This is a genomic window from Streptomyces sp. NPDC127119 (assembly GCF_042677425.1).
Lineage (GTDB): Bacteria > Actinomycetota > Actinomycetes > Streptomycetales > Streptomycetaceae > Streptomyces.
Map to the genome: position 1 here is coordinate 1 of NZ_JBHXTO010000175.1, position 17,269 is coordinate 17,269.

3 protein-coding genes and 1 pseudogene are annotated in these 17,269 nt (G+C 72.6%); all 4 read left to right on the forward strand.

What is annotated here, in order from left to right:
- On the forward strand, window positions 1-4,736 hold a 4,736-nt coding region (locus tag ACFVH5_RS39545), incomplete at its 5' end, for an SDR family NAD(P)-dependent oxidoreductase (RefSeq protein WP_385838532.1).
- 101 nt (window positions 4,737-4,837) lie between these two features.
- Window positions 4,838-5,773, forward strand: coding sequence for a proline iminopeptidase-family hydrolase (locus tag ACFVH5_RS39550; protein ID WP_385838534.1), 936 nt, complete (start codon window positions 4,838-4,840; stop codon window positions 5,771-5,773).
- Window positions 5,774-5,870: 97 nt separating this feature from the next.
- A pseudogene (locus ACFVH5_RS39555) lies at window positions 5,871-15,881 on the forward strand (SDR family NAD(P)-dependent oxidoreductase); the annotation flags it as partial.
- Window positions 15,882-15,990: 109 nt separating this feature from the next.
- The gene (locus ACFVH5_RS39560; RefSeq protein WP_385838533.1) at window positions 15,991-17,229 is read left to right on the forward strand and encodes a cytochrome P450; all 1,239 of its coding nucleotides are present in this window, start codon (window positions 15,991-15,993) and stop codon (window positions 17,227-17,229) included.
- Window positions 17,230-17,269: the final 40 nt, after the last annotated feature.

A 17,269-nucleotide genomic window follows, 5' to 3' on the forward strand; every position in this document is an offset into this window, starting at 1 on the left:
GTGAGTGGCCGGCTGAGGGTCGTCCGCGTCGTGCGGCGGTGTCGTCGTTCGGGATCAGCGGCACCAACGCCCACGTCATCATCGAAGAAGCACCTGCCACCCCCGACGAGCCGCAGCACGCCGCTGAGGAAGTGCCGCCCGCCTCGACGGTCACGGGCCCCGTTCCGTGGATCCTGTCGGCCGGCGATCCGGAGGCGCTGCGTGAGCAGGCCGAACGGCTGTTGTCCCACCTGAGTGAGCGGCCGGACCTTACGTCAGCGAACGTGGGTCTGTCGTTGGCGACGGGACGTGCACTGCTCGAACACCGCGCGGTGATCGTGGCGGAGGACGGTCCGGACCTGGTCACGGGCCTCACCGCGCTGGCCGGAGGACAGACCTCGCCCTTCCTCTCCATCGGCAAGCGCCGTGAGGGCAAGTTGGCGTTTGTGTTCACTGGGCAGGGGAGTCAGCGGCTGGGGATGGGGCGGGAGTTGTATGAGGTGTTTCCGGTGTTCGCGGATGCCTTTGACGAGGTGTGTGCGGCGGTGGGGCTGCCGTTGAAGGACGTGGTCTGGGGTGAGGGGGAGGCCCTGGATCGTACGGAGTTCACGCAGCCGGCGGTTTTCGCTGTTGAGGTTGCGCTGTTCCGCCTGGTGGCGTCGTGGGGGGTGACCCCGGACTTCTTGGTGGGTCATTCGATCGGTGAGGTGGCGGCGGCGCATGTCGCGGGTGTTCTGAGTCTGGGTGATGCGGCGCGGCTGATCGTGGCGCGGGGCCGGCTGATGCAGGCGTTGCCGGCGGGTGGGGCGATGGTGGCCCTGCAGGCGACGGAGGAGGAGGTTGCTCCGTATCTGACGGACGAGGTGGGGATCGCTGCGGTCAACACGCCTTCGTCGGTGGTGGTTTCGGGTGTTGAGGCTGCGGTGTCTGCTGTGGTGGCGGCGGTGGTGGGGCGGTTCGGGGAGCGTAAGTCGTCTCGTTTGAAGGTGTCGCATGCGTTTCATTCGCCGTTGATGGAGCCGATGCTGGCGGAGTTTCGGCGGGTTGTGGAGTCGGTGTCGTTTGGTGAGGCGCGGATTCGGCTGGTGAAGGATGTGGGGTCGGCTGAGTTCTGGGTGCGGCATGTGCGTGAGGCGGTGCGGTTCGCCGATGATGTGGGCCGGTTGCGTGAAGAGGGTGTGAGCCGGTTCCTGGAGATCGGACCGGATGCCGTCCTGACCGCGATGGTGCGGCAGAGTGTCGATGATGCGGTGGTGGCCACGGCCACACTGCGTCGTGACCGTCCCGAGGCGGTCACGCTGCTGTCGGCCGTGGGCCAGCTGCATGTCAGCGGTGCTTCTCCCGACTGGGCCGCGGTCTTCGCCGGCCGCGGAGCCCACCGCGTCGACCTGCCCACCTACCCCTTCCAGCGCAAGCGCTACTGGCTGTCGGGAGCGGCGGCGGGAACCGGTGGCAACGCGGCCTCCATGGGACTCACCCCGCTCGAACACCCCCTGCTCAGCGCCGAGATCGCGGTGCCGGGCTCGGAGACGGTGGTGTTCACGGGACGCCTGTCGACGGACATCCAGCCATGGCTGGCCGACCACGCGGTCTTCGGCGCGACGCTGCTGCCCGGCACGGCATTCGTCGAACTGGCCGTGCGCGTCGGCGACCAGCTCGGTTGCGGTGTCCTGGACGAGCTGACGCTCCACGCGCCGTTGGTCCTGCCCGAGACAGGTGGCGTACGGCTGCGGCTGACGGCGGACGGACCTGCCGACGGGGGCGGGCGCCCCCTCACCGTGCACTCGCGCGCCGAGTCCGCCGACGAGGAGACGGCCTGGACCCTGCACGCCGAGGGCATGCTGTCACCCGAGGCGGCTGCCGCCCCGGCCGTCCCCGACCTGACACAGTGGCCGCCGCCCGAGGCGACGAGACTCACCGTGGACGGCGCGTACGAACGCCTCCAGGACTTCGGATTCACCTACGGCCCCGTGTTCCAGGGACTCAAGGCGGCCTGGCGGGCAGGCGACGAGACGTTCGCCGAGGTGACGCTCGCGGAGGAGACCGGAACAGAGCCCTTCGTCCTGCATCCGGCGCTGCTCGACTCCGCGCTGCACGCACTCATGCTCGGCTCGGGCGACGACGACACCGCGGCCCTGCCGTTCGCCTGGAAGGGCGTCCGGGTGCACGCGTCCGGCGCCACGGCCGCGCAGGTCCGGCTGGTCCGCAAGGGGAAGGGCGAGCTGCAGATCCACGCCTTCGACGCGCAGGGCCGTCCTGTCGCGTCCGTGGAGTCGCTGGTCACCAGGGAGGTGTCGGCCGAGCAGCTCGCACCCACCCGCACGGCTCCCGGCGACTCGCTCTTCCACATCGCCTGGACGCCCGCCGGTGCTGCCACCGGCGACGGGCACTGCGTGACGGTGACCGGACTGTCGGAGCTCTCCGGCCAGGTCCCCGCGACGGTCGCGCTGACCCTTCCCGCCGGTACGGGTGACATCGCCGCCGACGTCAGAACGGTCACCGGCCACACGCTCGGAGCCCTCCAGGCCTGGCTCGCGGACGAACGGTTCGCCGACCGCAGACTCATGGTGGTCACCCGTCGCGACGACCTCGCCCACGCCGCGGCGTGGGGCCTGGTGCGCGCCGCCCGGTCCGAGGACCCCGAGCGCTTCGCGCTGCTGGAGACCGACAGCGACGACCCGCGGGCGATCGCCCGCGCCGTCGCCTCCGGCGAGCCCGAACTGCGTGTTGTGGACGGCGACCTCATGGTGCCGCGTCTCGCCCGCACCCCGGCGGCCCCCGAGACGGGCCGGTCCCCGTGGGCCGGGGACGGCACCGTACTGATCACCGGTGGCACCGGAGGCCTCGGGGCGCTCGTCGCCCGGCACCTGATCGTCGAACACGGCGTCCGCGACCTGCTGCTGACCAGCCGCCGCGGCATGGACGCGCCGGGCGCGGCCGAGTTCCATCAGGAGCTGACCGGCCTCGGTGCGACGGTCGAGATCGCGGCCTGTGACGTGGCGGACCGGGACGCCCTGAGGGCGCTGCTGACGGACCGGCGGCTCGGCGCGGTCGTGCACACGGCCGGCGTGCTGGCCGACGGCATGATCGCCAACCTGACGCCGCACGGCTTCGACCAGGTGCTGCGTCCCAAGGTGGACGGGGCGCTCAACCTGCACGACCTCACCCGCGACCAGGACCTCGGCGCGTTCGTGCTGTTCTCGTCGGCGGCGGGCGTCCTCGGTGCGCCCGGCCAGGGCAACTACGCCGCCGCCAACACCTTCCTCGACGCCCTCGCCGAGCTGCGCCGAACGGAGGGGCTGCCCGCGCAGTCCCTGGCCTGGGGGCTGTGGGACGGCGGCGGAATGGGGGGCGGCCTCAGCGAGGTCGACCTCCGCCGCATGCGTCGCCAGGGCACCCCCGCACTGGCCCCGGCCGACGGCCTCGCCCTGTTCGACACCGCGACAGCTCGTCCCGAGCCGGTGCTGGTGCCGATGGGACTGGACCTGCGGGTGCTGCGCGGCGGGACCGGCGACGTTTCCCCCGTGCTGCGCGGCCTGGCCCCGCTCACGCGGCGCGGTGCGGCGGGGGCCGGCACGGCCACCGCGGACCCCGAGGCGCTGCGGCGTCGGCTGGCGACCCTGCCGGCCGACCGGTGGGAGGACGAGTTGCGCGACCTTGTGCTGGGCATCGCCGCCGCCGTGCTCGGACACGACACCGCCGAGGCGGTGGATCCCGACCGCGATTTCCTGGAGTCCGGGTTCGACTCGCTCTCCGCGATGGAGCTGCGTACCGCGCTGAACGCCGCCACCGGACTGAAGCTGCCCACGATGGCCGTGTTCGACAACAAGAATCCGGCCGGTCTGGTCCGGGTCGTCACGGAGGAACTGGTGTCGGGGCCCGCCCTCGCCGCCGACACCTCCACCGCGCCCTCCTCGGACGAGGACGAGACCGTCACCGAACTGTTCCGGCGGGCGGTCCGGGCCGACGACAGCGAGGGAGCACTGACACTGCTGTCGGCGGTCGCGGCGCTGCGACCCCGGTTCAGCTCGTCCGCAGACCTCGGCCGTGTCCCCAGGACGGTGCAACTGGCCGACGGCCCGCAACGCCCCCGGCTGATCTGCCTGGCCACGCCCATGGCGGGCGGCGGTGTGCACCAGCACGCCCGACTGGGAGCCGAGTTCAGGGACATCCGGCATGTGTCGGCGCTGCCGCTGCCCGGCTTCCAGCGCGGCGAGGCGCTTCCCGACTCCACCGAGGCGCTGACCCGCGTACTGGGTGAGGCCGTACTGGAGGCCGCGCAGGGCGAGCCCTTCGCTCTCCTCGGCTACTCCTCCGGCGGCCTCATCGCTCACGTCCTCGCCCAGCACCTGGAGCAGACGGTCGGCGTCCCGCCGGCCGCGCTGGTCCTCATCGACACCTTCCGTGTCGAGGACACGGCGATGGACGTCGGATTCGGCCGCCTCATGGGCGAGGTGCTGGAGATGGAGTCCGCCTTCGGCCGCTACGACGCCTCACGGCTGTCGGCGATGCCGCACTACTTCAAGGTGCTCGAAGGCTTCGAACCCGTACGGCTGACCGTACCGACCCTGTTCGTACAGGCGTCGGAGCCGTTCGTCGAACCACCCGAGGGAGTCGACCCGGCGCGGATGCTGGCCCGGCCGTGGGATCCCGAGCACACCCTGCGCACCGTGGAAGGACACCACTTCACGCTCGGGCAGGAACACGCTCCGCGGACCGCCCGGGCCATCGAGGAGTGGCTGGTGACGCCCGGCTGAGCCCCGGGCGGCACCGGCGTACCCCCGGGAGAAATGCACGCCGCGTGCGGGGGACGCGGCACCACAGGCGAGAACGACCCGAACACAGGTGGTTGAGAATGATGGCGTCCACGCCCACGGCCAAGGGGACCGTTCCCTTCCGGGAGTACAAGACCTGGTACCGCATAACCGGCCGGCCGGGATCGGGCCGCCCCGCGCTCGTCGTCGTGCACGGGGGCCCCGGCTCCACCCACGACTACCTGCTGGGCCTGTCCGCCTTCGCCGAACAGGGCTGGCCCGTGGTGCACTACGACCAGATCGGCAACGGCGGCTCCACCCACCTGCCGGACGCCGACCCCGGCTTCTGGACGCCCCAGCTGTTCCGGGACGAGCTGGAGAACCTGGTGACCCGGCTCGGCATCGCCGACGACTACATCCTGTTCGGGCAGTCGTGGGGCGGCATGCTGTCCGCCTGGTACGCCTCGGGCCGCCCCGCCGGACTGCGCGGACTGGTCATCGCCAACTCTCCGGCCTCGTACAAGCTGTGGCTCTCCGAGATGGACGTGCTGCGCTCCCAGCTGCCGCCGGGCGTGGACGAGACACTGCGACGGCACGAGGCCGCCGGCACCACCGACAGCGACGAGTACATCGAGGCGATGATGGTCTTCTACGGCAGGCACGTCTGCCGTGTCGATCCGTGGCCGGGCGACATCATGGCCTCGTACATCGAGGCCGTCTCCGACCCCACGGTCTACCACACGATGAACGGCCCCAACGAGTTCCACGTCATCGGCAGCCTGCGCGACTGGTCGGTGATCGACTGCCTGCCCGACATCGAGGTACCCACCCTCGTCCTGTCGGGCCGCCACGACGAGGCCACCCCGACCACCGTGCGCCCCTTCGAGGAACTCATCCCGAACGCCCGCTGGGAGATCCTTGAGGAGTCCAGCCACAACCCGCACTTCGAGGAACCGGAACGGTTCTACGAACTGCTCGGCACGTTCATCGAATCGGTCCACGCGGCCGGCCCGCGCACCACCACCGTGAGCGGGGGCTGAGACGGCGATGGATGCCAACGTCGAGGAGATCGTAGAGGCGCTCCGCGGTTCGCTCGTCGAGAACGAGCGGCTGCGGCAGGACAACGACAACCTGCGCGCCGTCGCGGACGAGGCCGCCGAGCCCATCGCGATCGTCTCCATGGCCTGCCGCTTTCCCGGCGGAGTCGGAACCCCGGAAGAACTGTGGGCGCTGGTCGACGAGGGCCGTGACGCCATCGGCCCCTTCCCCGACGACCGGGGCTGGGACCTGAGCGCCCTGTACGACCCGGAACCCGGGAAGCCCGGCAAGAGCTACGTCCGGCACGGCGGATTCCTGCGCGAAGCCGCCCTGTTCGACCCCGAGTTCTTCGGTGTCAGCCCGCGCGAGGCGCTCACCATGGACCCCCAGCAGCGGCTTCTGCTGGAGATCACCTGGGAGGCGATGGAGCGCGCCGGCCTGGACCCGCTGTCGCTGCGCGGCAGCCGCACCGGTGTGTTCGCCGGCGCGATGTACCACGACTACGGCATCACCAGCAGCGACGGCAGCCTGGTCTCCGGCCGCGTCGCCTACACCCTCGGCCTGGAAGGCCCGGCGGTCACCGTCGACACGGCCTGCTCCTCGTCGCTCGTGGCACTCCAGTGGGCGTCACAGTCCCTGCGGTCGGGGGAGTGCACCCTCGCGCTGGCCGGCGGAGTCAGCGTCATGGCCACACCCGAGACGTTCATCGAGTTCAGCGAACAGCGCGGACTCTCGCCCGACGGCCGCTGCCGCTCCTTCGCCGCCTCCGCCGACGGCACCGGCTGGGGCGAGGGCGCGGGCGTCCTGCTGCTGGAGAAACTGTCCGACGCCCGCCGCAACGGACACCCCGTACTGGCCGTCGTACGCGGCACCGCGGTCAACCAGGACGGGGCGTCCAACGGCTTCAGCGCCCCCAACGGCCCCTCCCAGCGCCGTGTGATCCAGCAGGCGCTCACCGCGGCCGGACTGACGCCCGCCGACATCGACGCCATGGAGGGCCACGGCACCGGCACCTCGCTCGGCGACCCCATCGAGGCGCAGGCACTGCTGGCCACGTACGGCCAGGACCGCGCGCAGCCACTGTGGCTGGGGTCGATCAAGTCGAACATCGGTCACGCCCAGGCCGCCGCCGGAGTCGCCGGCATCATCAAGATGGTCGAGGCCATCCGGCACGGCACGCTGCCGAGGACACTGCACGTCGACGAGGCGTCGCCGCAGGTGGACTGGGAAGCAGGCAGGGTCCGCCTCCTCACCGAGGCCCGGACCTGGCCCGACACCGGCCGTCCGCGCCGCGCCGCCGTCTCCTCGTTCGGCGTCAGCGGCACCAACGCCCACGTGATCATCGAACAGGGGGATTCCGCGCCCGAGCCCGCCGCGCCCCGCCCCTCCTCCGGCGCGCCCGTGCCGCTGCCGCTCTCCGCCAGGACCGAACCCGCCCTGCGCGCCCAGGCCAGGCAACTCGCCGAACACCTGAGGACCGACCCCGGTTCGGACCCCGTGGACGTGGGCTTCACCCTGGCCGCCGGCCGCGCAGGACTGGGCCGCCGGGCCGTCGTCGTCGGCCGCGACCGTACGGAGATCCTCGACGGACTGGACGCGCTGGCCCGGGACACCCCCTTGGACGCCGCCGCGCGGCCGACCGGGCTGACGGCGTTCCTCTTCACCGGGCAGGGCAGCCAACGACTCGGGATGGGCCGTGAACTGCACGACGCGTTCCCGGTGTTCGCGCACGCTTTCGACGAGGTGTGCGCGGAGCTCGACCCCGCCGTGCGTGAGGTGATGTGGGGCGACGAAGAGGCCCTCGGCCGTACGGAGTTCACGCAACCGGCGATCTTCGCCGTACAGGTGGCGCTGTTCCGGCTGTACGAGTCCTGGGGTGTGCGCCCCGACTACGTGGCCGGTCACTCGATCGGTGAGCTGGCCGCCGCGCACGTCGCCGGAGTCTTCTCGCTGCCGGACGCCGCCGCACTCGTCACGGCAAGGGGCCGGCTGATGGGAGCACTGCCGCCCGGCGGTGCGATGGTGGCCGTCGAGGCCACCGAGGAGGAGATCGTCCCGCTGCTCGGGGAGGGGGTCGGCCTCGCCGCGGTCAACGGCCCGACCTCCGTGGTGCTCTCCGGCACCGAGGACGCCGTCAGCGCCGCCGTACGGCGGCTGGGCGAGCGCAGGACGAACAAGCTGAAGGTGTCCCACGCGTTCCACTCACCGCTGATGGACCCGATGCTGGAGGACTTCCGCCGGGTCGCGCGGAGCGTGACCTACGCCGAGCCGCGGGTGCCGGTCGTCACCACGGGCGAGGTGACCGACCCGGACCACTGGGTGCGGCACGTGCGGGAGGCGGTGCGGTTCGCCGACGCGGTGACCCGGCTGGAGGCCGAAGGAGTCACCCGTTACCTGGAGCTGGGGCCCGACGGCGTCCTGACCGCCATGGCCCGCCCCTGCCTCACCGGCACCGCCGAGACCGCTGTACTCGTCCCGGCCCTGCGCCGCCGCGAGCCCGAGCCGGTCGCCGCCCTCAGCGCACTGGGCCGCCTGCACACCTCGGGCCTGCGCGTCGACTGGACAGCCGTGTTCGACGGACGCGGTGCCCGACGCACCGACCTGCCCACCTACCCCTTCCAGCGCGCCCGCTACTGGCTCGACAAGCGTGGCCTCGGCGGGGACGTCACGTCCGCCGGTCTGGGCCGGCCCGACCACCCGCTGCTCGGCGCGATGGTGCAACTGCCCGGTACCGACGGCGTGGTGTTCACCGGACGGCTGTCCACCGGAGCCCACCCCTGGCTGGCCGACCACACCGTGGCCGGCTCCGTCCTGCTGCCCGGCACCGCGTACGTGGACCTCGCCGTACGAGCCGGTGACCAGGTGGGATGCCGCCGGATCGAGGACCTCGCCCTGGGCGTGCCACTGATCCTGCCCGAACACGGCGGCGTCCACATCCAGGTCGCCGTCGAGGCACCCGACGCCTCGGGACGCCGCCCGGTGCGCGTGTACTCCCGTGCCGACGACGCCCCGCTCGACCGTGAATGGGTCCAGCACGCCGAAGGCACCCTGGTCCCGGACACCGGCGTACCGCCCACGGGACCGGCCGTGTGGCCACCGCGCGACGCCGAGCCGCTCGCGGCCGAAGGGCTCTACGAGCGGCTGGAATACGGTCCGGCGTTCCACGGACTGCGCTCCGCGTGGCGACACGGTGACGACGTCTTCGCCGAGGTCGCTCTCCCGGAGGGCGTCGACGCCGGACGGTTCGGTCTCCACCCGGCCCTGCTCGACTCGGCACTGCACGCGCTCGACCTGCTGGACCAGGACGCCTCGCTGCTGCCGTTCGCGTGGTCGGACGTCACCCTGCACGCCGAGGGCGCCACGACCGCGCGGGTCCGACTGAACATCCGCGGCGACGGGTCGGTGGCGCTGGAGCTGACCGACGTCACCGGACGCCCCGTCGCGTCGGTCGGGTCGGTGGCGCTGCGTCCCTTCACCGCCGACGATGTGGCGACGGCCCACGCCCGGGTCGCGGACGCCCTGTTCCGTGTGGACTGGGTCCCGGCCACAGCCGCACACACCTCGGACGACGCCCTGGAAGTGGCCGTCCACCACTGCCCGCCGACGTCCGGCGACACACTCCCCGCGGTACACGCGGTGACCGCCGCCGTACTGGAGGCCGTACAGCACGCGCTCGACGGCGACGCCGTCCTTGTCGTCGTCACCGACGCCTCCGACCTCGGCCACGCGGCCGCCCGGGGTCTCGTACGGGCCGCCGAGGCGGAGAACCCCGGCCGTTTCGTCCTGGTGGACACCGACGCGCCCGTCGAACCGTCCGTCCTCGTCGGGTACGGCGAGCCCGAACTGCGCGTGCGGGCCGGCGAGACACTGGTACCGCGGTTGGCCCGCGCGCCCCTCGGCAGGGACGTCTCCGGCGAGGACGTCTCCGGCGAGGACCCCACGGGCCGCGACACCACCGGCTGGGACACCGGACGCACCGTCCTGATCACCGGTGGAACCGGCGCTCTCGGCGCCGCCGTCGCCCGCCACCTCGTCACCCGGCACGGAGTGCGGCGACTGCTGCTCGTCGGCCGCCGGGGTCCCGAAGCCCCCGGAGCCGCCGAACTCGTCGCGGAACTCGCCGCGGCGGGTGCCGAGGCCGAGGTGGCCGCCTGCGACGCGGCGGACCGCGACGCCCTGGCCGCACTGCTCGAAGGACGGGCCGTCGGCGGGGTCGTACACGCGGCCGGTGTACTCGACGACGGTGTGATCCCCTCGCTGACCCCCGAGCGCGTCGACCGGGTCCTGAGCCCCAAGGCGGACGCGGCGTGGCACCTCCACGAACTCACCCGCGACCTGGACCTGACCGCGTTCGTCCTCTTCTCGTCCGTCGCCGGCGTCCTCGGTTCACCGGGCCAGGGCAACTACGGCGCGGGCAACGCCTTCCTCGACACGCTCGCGCGCCACCGGCACGCCGAAGGACTCCCCGCGCTGTCACTGGCCTGGGGCCCGTGGGCCGGAGAAGGCATGGCGGACGGCCTCGACCAGGGCGGCATGACCGCCCTGTCGCCGGCGGAGGGCCTCGCGCTGTTCGACGCCGCCACCGTCATGGCCGAACCCGCACTGGTGCCCGTCCGGTTCGACCCGGCGGCCTTCGACACGCCCCCGCCGCTCCTGCGCGGCATCGTCCGCGGCCGGCCGCGCCGCGTCCTGGCCGACGGCGCGCCCGCGGCCGACCTCCTGCTGCGGCGGCTGGCCGAACTCACCGACGAGGAGCGGATCGCCGAACTCACCGGCATCGTCCGCTCCCAGGGCGCCGCCGTCCTGCGCCACGCCGGCGCCGACGCCGTCGACCCCGACCGGACGTTCCGCGACCTCGGGTTCGACTCTCTCACCGCCATCGAACTGCGCAACCTGCTGAGCTCCGTCACCGGACTGCGACTGCCCGCCACCCTCGTCTTCGACTACCCGACCCCCGTCGACCTGGCACAGCACCTCCTCGACGAGCTGTCCGGGGCCGTGCCGGACACATCCGTCACCTCCACCGGGACCGCCGTGGACGACGAGCCGATCGCCATCGTCGCCATGGCCTGCCGTTTCCCGGGCGGCGTGGACTCGCCCGAAGGGCTCTGGCGGCTGGTCGACGAGGGCGTCGACGCGATATCGGAGTTCCCGGACGACCGCGGCTGGGACGTCGACGGCATCTACGACCCCGAACCGGGCAAGCCCGGCAGGACCTATGTGCGTGAGGGCGGCTTCCTGCACGACGCCGCCGGGTTCGACCCGGACTTCTTCGGCATCAGCCCGCGCGAGGCCCGCGACATGGACCCCCAGCAACGCCTGCTCCTGGAAGTGTCCTGGGAGGCGCTGGAGCGGGGCGGCATCGACCCCACCACGCTGAAGGGCAGCCCCACCGGGGTGTTCGCGGGTGTCATGTACTACGACTACGCCGGCGGCACCGGCGGCGGCAGCCTCGTCACCGGTCGCGTCGCCTACACCCTCGGCCTGGAAGGGCCCGCGGTGACCGTGGACACGGCCTGCTCGTCGTCGCTGGTGGCCCTGCACTGGGCGGCGCAGGCGCTGCGGTCGGGGGAGTGCTCCCTCGCCCTGGTCGGCGGTGTGACCGTCATGGCGACCCCGCAGACGTTCATCGACTTCAGTGAGCAGCGCGGCCTGTCCGCCGACGGCCGCTCCAAGTCCTTCTCGTCCACCACCGACGGCACCTCCTGGGGCGAGGGGGCCGGCGTCCTCGTGGTCGAGCGGCTGTCGGAGGCGCGCCGCCTCGGGCACCCCGTGCTGGCGGTGGTCCGAAGCAGTGCCGTCAACCAGGACGGCGCCAGCAACGGCATCACCGCGCCCAACGGGCCCTCGCAGCAGCGGGTCATCCGCCAGGCGCTGGCCAACGCCGGCCTGTCGGCGGCCGACGTCGACGCCGTCGAGGCACACGGCACGGGCACGACACTGGGTGACCCGATCGAGGCCCAGGCCCTGCTCGCCACGTACGGTCAGGACCGCCCCGAAGGCCGGCCGCTGTGGCTCGGCTCGGTCAAGTCGAACCTGGGGCACACCCAGGCGGCGGCCGGTGTGGCGGGCATCATCAAGATGGTGCAGGGCATGCGGCACGCGAAACTGCCCAGGACCCTGCACGTCCAGGAGCCGACCCCGCAGGTGGACTGGGAGGCGGGCGACGTCCGGCTCCTGACGCAGGCACAGGAGTGGCCCGACGACGGCCGCCCGCGTCGCGCCGGTGTGTCCTCGTTCGGGATCAGCGGCACCAACGCCCACGTGATCATCGAGTCGGCACCGCCGGCCGAGGACGAGCCCGCGGAACGCCGCGAACTGCCCGTCACACCCATCGCCGTATCGGCCAGGACCCCCGAGGCACTGCGCGCCCAGATCGAGCGGATCGCCGCGTTCGCAGCGGACCACGACCCGCTCGACGTGGCGTTCTCGGCGGCCACGGGGCGCGCTGACCTCGAACACCGGGCGGTGCTGCTGGGCCCGGAGATCGTCACCGGCGCGGGCAGCGACGGCAAGGTGGCGTTCCTGTTCACCGGCCAGGGCAGCCAACGCCTCGGCATGGGCAGGGAGTTGCACGAGGTCTTCCCCGTCTTCGCGGCGGCGTTCGACGAGGTGTGCGAGGCGACGGGGCTCCCGCTCAAGGACGTCATGTGGGGTGACGAGGAGGCCCTGCGCCGCACCGAGTTCACCCAGCCCGCGATCTTCGCCCTGGAGGTGGCCCTCTTCCGGCTGGTGGAGTCCTGGGGGATCAGGCCCGACTTCCTGGCCGGACACTCCATCGGCGAGCTGGCGGCGGCCCACGTGGCAGGGGTCTTCGACCTCGCCGACGCGACACGCCTGGTGGTGGAACGGGGCCGGCTGATGCAGGCGCTGCCACCCGGCGGGGCGATGCTGGCGATCCGGGCCACGGAGGAGGAGGTCACCCCGTGGCTCACCGCCGAGGCGGGCGTCGCCGCCGTCAACAGCCCCACCTCGGTGGTCGTCTCGGGCACCGAGGACGCGGTGACGGCGATCGCCGGCCACTTCACCGACCGCAAGACCAGCAGACTCTCCGTCTCGCACGCCTTCCACTCGCCGCTGATGGACCCGATGCTGGCGGACTTCCGCACGGTCGCCGAGAGCGTCACCTACCACCAGCCGAGGATCCGCCTGGTCAAGGACATGACGACGGCCGCGTACTGGGTGGGGCACGTGCGCGACTCGGTCCGCTTCGCCGACGATCTGCGTCGGCTCCACGACGACGGCGTGCGGCGCTTCCTGGAGATCGGCCCGGACGGCGTCCTGACCGCGATGACGGAGCAGAGCACCGAGGGGACCGCGGTGGCCACGCTGCGCCGCGACCGCCCCGAGACGGCGAGCCTGTTCGCCGGCGTCGGACGCCTGTACGCCGAAGGGGTGCAGGTCGATTGGAGCGCCGTCCTCGCCGGGCGCGGCGCGCGGCGCGTCGATCTGCCCACCTACCCCTTCCAGCGCGCACGGTACTGGGTGAGCGCGGAGGCCGGGGCTGTGGCCGGACTCGACCTGGTCGAGCACCCGCTGCTGACCGCGATGGTCGCGCTGCCGGACACCGGCGGGGCCGTGTTCACCGGACGGCTCTCCCTCGACTCCCACCCCTGGCTCGCCGACCACGACGTGCTGGGCACCCTGCTGCTGCCCGGCACCGGCCTGGTCGAACTGGCGCTGCAGGCCGCGGACCAGGTGGACTGCCCGGCCATCGACGAACTGACCCTGGAAGCGCCCCTCGTCGTCCCGGAGAAAGGCGGCGTCGCGGTACGGGTGGTCGTCGGTGGCCCGGACGACTCCGGGGCGCGTACCGTCGAGATCTACTCGTCCTCCGACGAGGAGATGTGGATCCGCAACGCGACCGGCGGGATCGTCCCGTCCGGCGCAACACCGTCGGGCGACCTGACCGAGTGGCCACCGCCGGGCGCGACGCCGCTCCCGGTGGAGGGCGCCTACGAACGGCTGCTCGCCCGGGGATACGACTACGGGCCGGTCTTCCAGGGGCTGAAGGCCGCCTGGCGGCGCGGCGCCGACGAGGTGTTCGCCGAGGTCGCGCTCCCGGAGGGGGCGGACGCGGCCCGGTTCGGCCTGCACCCGGCGCTGCTGGACGCGGCCATGCACGTCGGCCTGATCGAGGACGGCGAGGACGAGGCACCCGAACTGCCCTTCTCCTGGAACGGCGTCACGCTCCACCGGGCCGGTGCCTCGGCACTGCGCGTACGGCTCGCGCGCGGCGACGGGGAGGACGGCTCGACGGTACTGGTCGCCGACGGGAGCGGAGCGCCCGTCCTGTCCGTCGATACCCTCGCCGCACGCACCGTCTCGGTCGAGCAGTTGCGGGCCGGCGGCGAACACCGCGAGTCGCTGTTCACCCTGACCTGGACCAAGGCCCCCGCCGGCCCCGCACCACGGACGCCCGTCGTGGTGTACGAGGTGCCGCGCGCCGACGGCGACACACCCGAGGCGGTCCGCGCGACCACCGACGCCGTGCTGGCGCGGCTCCAGGGCTGGCTCACCGAGGAGAACACCGGCGAGAGGAAACTCGCGGTCGTCACCCGGTACGCGGTGCCGGCCGGGGGCACGGACGTCGATCTGGGGCAGGCACCCGTGTGGGGCCTGGTCCGGGCCGCGGCGGCGGAGAACCCCGGCCGGTTCGTCCTGGTCGACCTCGACGACGCGGCCGGCCCGCCGCCCCTCGTGGACGAGCCCGAGATCGCGGTCAGGGGCGGCGAACTGCTCCTCCCGAGGTTCGCCCGCGTTCCCGCCGCGACGCTCGACGGGACGAAGGACCCCTGGAACCCGGCGGGGACGGTCCTGATCACGGGCGGCACCAGCGGCCTCGGCGCCCTGGTCGCCCGGCACCTGGTGACGACGCACGGCGTACGGCGACTGGTCCTGACCAGCCGCCGCGGCGAGAGCGCGCTCGGCGCGGCGGAACTGCGCACCGAACTGGCGGCCCACGGAGCGCGGGTCGACATCGAGGCGTGCGACGTGGCCGACCGGACCGCGCTCGCCGCCGTGCTGGCCCGGCATCCGGTGGACGCGGTCGTGCACGCGGCCGGTGTCGTGGACAACGGCCTGGTCCGGGCACTGACACCGGAACGTGTGTCGACGGTCCTGCGGCCCAAGGTGGACGGCGCGTGGAACCTGCACGAGCTGACGGCCGACCGCGAACTGACGGCATTCGTGCTCTTCTCCTCGCTCGGCGGCTCCCTGCTGGCGGCCGGCCAGGGCAACTACGCCGCGGCCAACGTGTTCCTGGACGCGCTCGCCCACCACCGCCGACGGGCCGGCCTGCCCGCGACCTCACTGGCCTTCGGACTGTGGGAGGCCAGGACCGGACTCGGAGAGCTGGACGGGGCCGATCTGCACCGCATGCGGCGCATGGGCCTGCCCGCCCTTTCACCGGTGGAGGGCCTCGCGCTCCTGGACGACGCGTTGCGCACGAACGAACCCGCGCCGGCGCCGTTCAGCCTGGACACGGCCACCCTGCGGGGCCGGGACACCGACCGGATCCCCGCACTGCTGCGCGGCCTGGTGCGTGCCCAGCGCCGCCGCGCGGGCGACCGGATCGCGGACGACGGCGTCGAACTGCGGCGCAGGCTGGCCGCCCAGACGGACGACAACGAACGGGACCGCCTCCTGGTGGACCTCGTACGCACCCAGGTCGCGGCGGTGCTCGGCCACTCCGACACCGACGCGGTCCGCCCCGACCGGGCGTTCAAGGACCTCGGCTTCGACTCGCTCACCGCCGTGGAACTGCGCAACGGTCTGCGCGCGGCGACCGGACTGAAGCTGCCCGCCACCCTGGTGTTCGACCATCCGACGCCCACCGCGGTCGCCGACGCGCTGCGCACGCGGCTGACCGACGGCCCCGAACCCGCCGGAGCACCACTGGAAGCGCAACTCGCGCACCTGGAGGAGGTTCTGGCATCGGCGACACCGGACGCCGAAGCCTACGGACGCGTGGCCGACCGGCTGCGCGCCCTGACAGCCGACTGGCTCAAGACCCACCGGCCGGCCGGGAGCGAGGAGGCGGATCTGGACTCGCTCTCGGCAGACGAACTGTTCGACGTCCTGGACGACGAGCTGGACGCACGGACCTAGGGGGTGTTGCGGACTTCCGCAACACCCCGCTGGTCCCGTCCCGGACACCCGGTCCTCGCGGCAGACCCTCGACGGACCGGAACCACCACCGAAAAAGGGGAACCACCTCATGACCACCGAAGCCACCGACAGGCACCAGCAGGCCGAAGAGGCCCTGATGGGGCTCATCATGCCGCCCCACCCCATTGACCCGTTCCCCTTCTACGAGACGCTCCAGTCGGTGAACCGGGTCCACAACAGCACGGCCCTCGGGGTGTGGGCACTGACCGGCCACGCCGAGATCACCGAGTTCCTGAAACGGCCCGACGTGCACAGCGGCGCCCGGATCGCCGGCCAGATGCGCCCGGACTGGGCCGACCACTCCTCACTGCGCCTCTACCTGAAGTCGATGGTCACCCTCAACCAGCCCGACCACGGCCGGGTTCGGGTGCTGGCGAGCCGCGTCTTCACCCCCAAGAGGATCCAGACGATGCAGCCCGCCGTCGAGCGGCTCACCCGCAACCTCATCGACGGCCTCGCCCAGCGGGCGGCCGGCGGCGAGGCCGTCGACCTCGTCGAGCACCTGGCCACGCCGTTCCCGGTGGCGGTCATCTGCGAGATGCTCGGCATGCCCTTCGAGGACGGTGAGCGCCTGTGGGCGCTGGCCGACGACTGGTCGCAGGTCTTCGCCGGCATGTTCCCGGAGGAGGTACTGGCGACCGCCGACGCCGCCGCCGACGAGCTGTCCGCGTACTTCCGCGGGGAGATCGAAGCACGGCGCACCAACCCGCGCGAGGACCTGCTGACCGGGCTCGTGAAGGAGTCCGACGACGGCCGCCTCGACGAGGACGAGCTGATAGCGCTCATCCTGTTCCTGTTCACCGCCGGCTTCTCGGCCACCACCAACCTGATCGCGGCCGGGATGGCCGGGCTCCTGGACCACCCCGACGAGCTGACCCGCTGGCGCGAGGACAGGACCATCACGTCCTCGGCCGTCGAGGAACTGCTGCGCTACAGCACCCACAACACCGCGTCGAGCCGGTTCACCACCCAGCCGGTCACCGTCGGCGACACCGAGATCCCCGAGGGCGTCCTCGTCCTGGCCCTGCTCGCCGCCGCCAACCGTGACCCGCTCCGGTTCCCCGACCCGCACCGTCTGATCCTGACCCGTGACGACGGCCCGCACCTGAGCCTGAGCGCCGGCGCCCACTACTGCTTCGGCGGCACGCTCGCCAAGATGGAGGCCGCCGCGCTCTTCCCGGCGCTGCTCGACGCCTTCCCGAAGATCGAGCTGGCCTCCGAACCCGAGCGCCGTGGCGTCATGGGCCTGACCAGCTACGCCACGCTCCCCCTGAACCTCGGCCGCTGACCGGCTCGACACCTGCAGAACCCCTGCACGGCGGAGTCCC

Excerpts from the sequence above, each read along its gene's own strand:
- ACFVH5_RS39550 (WP_385838534.1), top strand. The coding sequence starts at position 4,838 with ATGGCGTCCACGCCCACGGCCAAGGGGACCGTTCCCTTCCGGGAGTAC.
- ACFVH5_RS39560 (WP_385838533.1), top strand. The coding sequence starts at position 15,991 with ATGACCACCGAAGCCACCGACAGGCACCAGCAGGCCGAAGAGGCCCTG.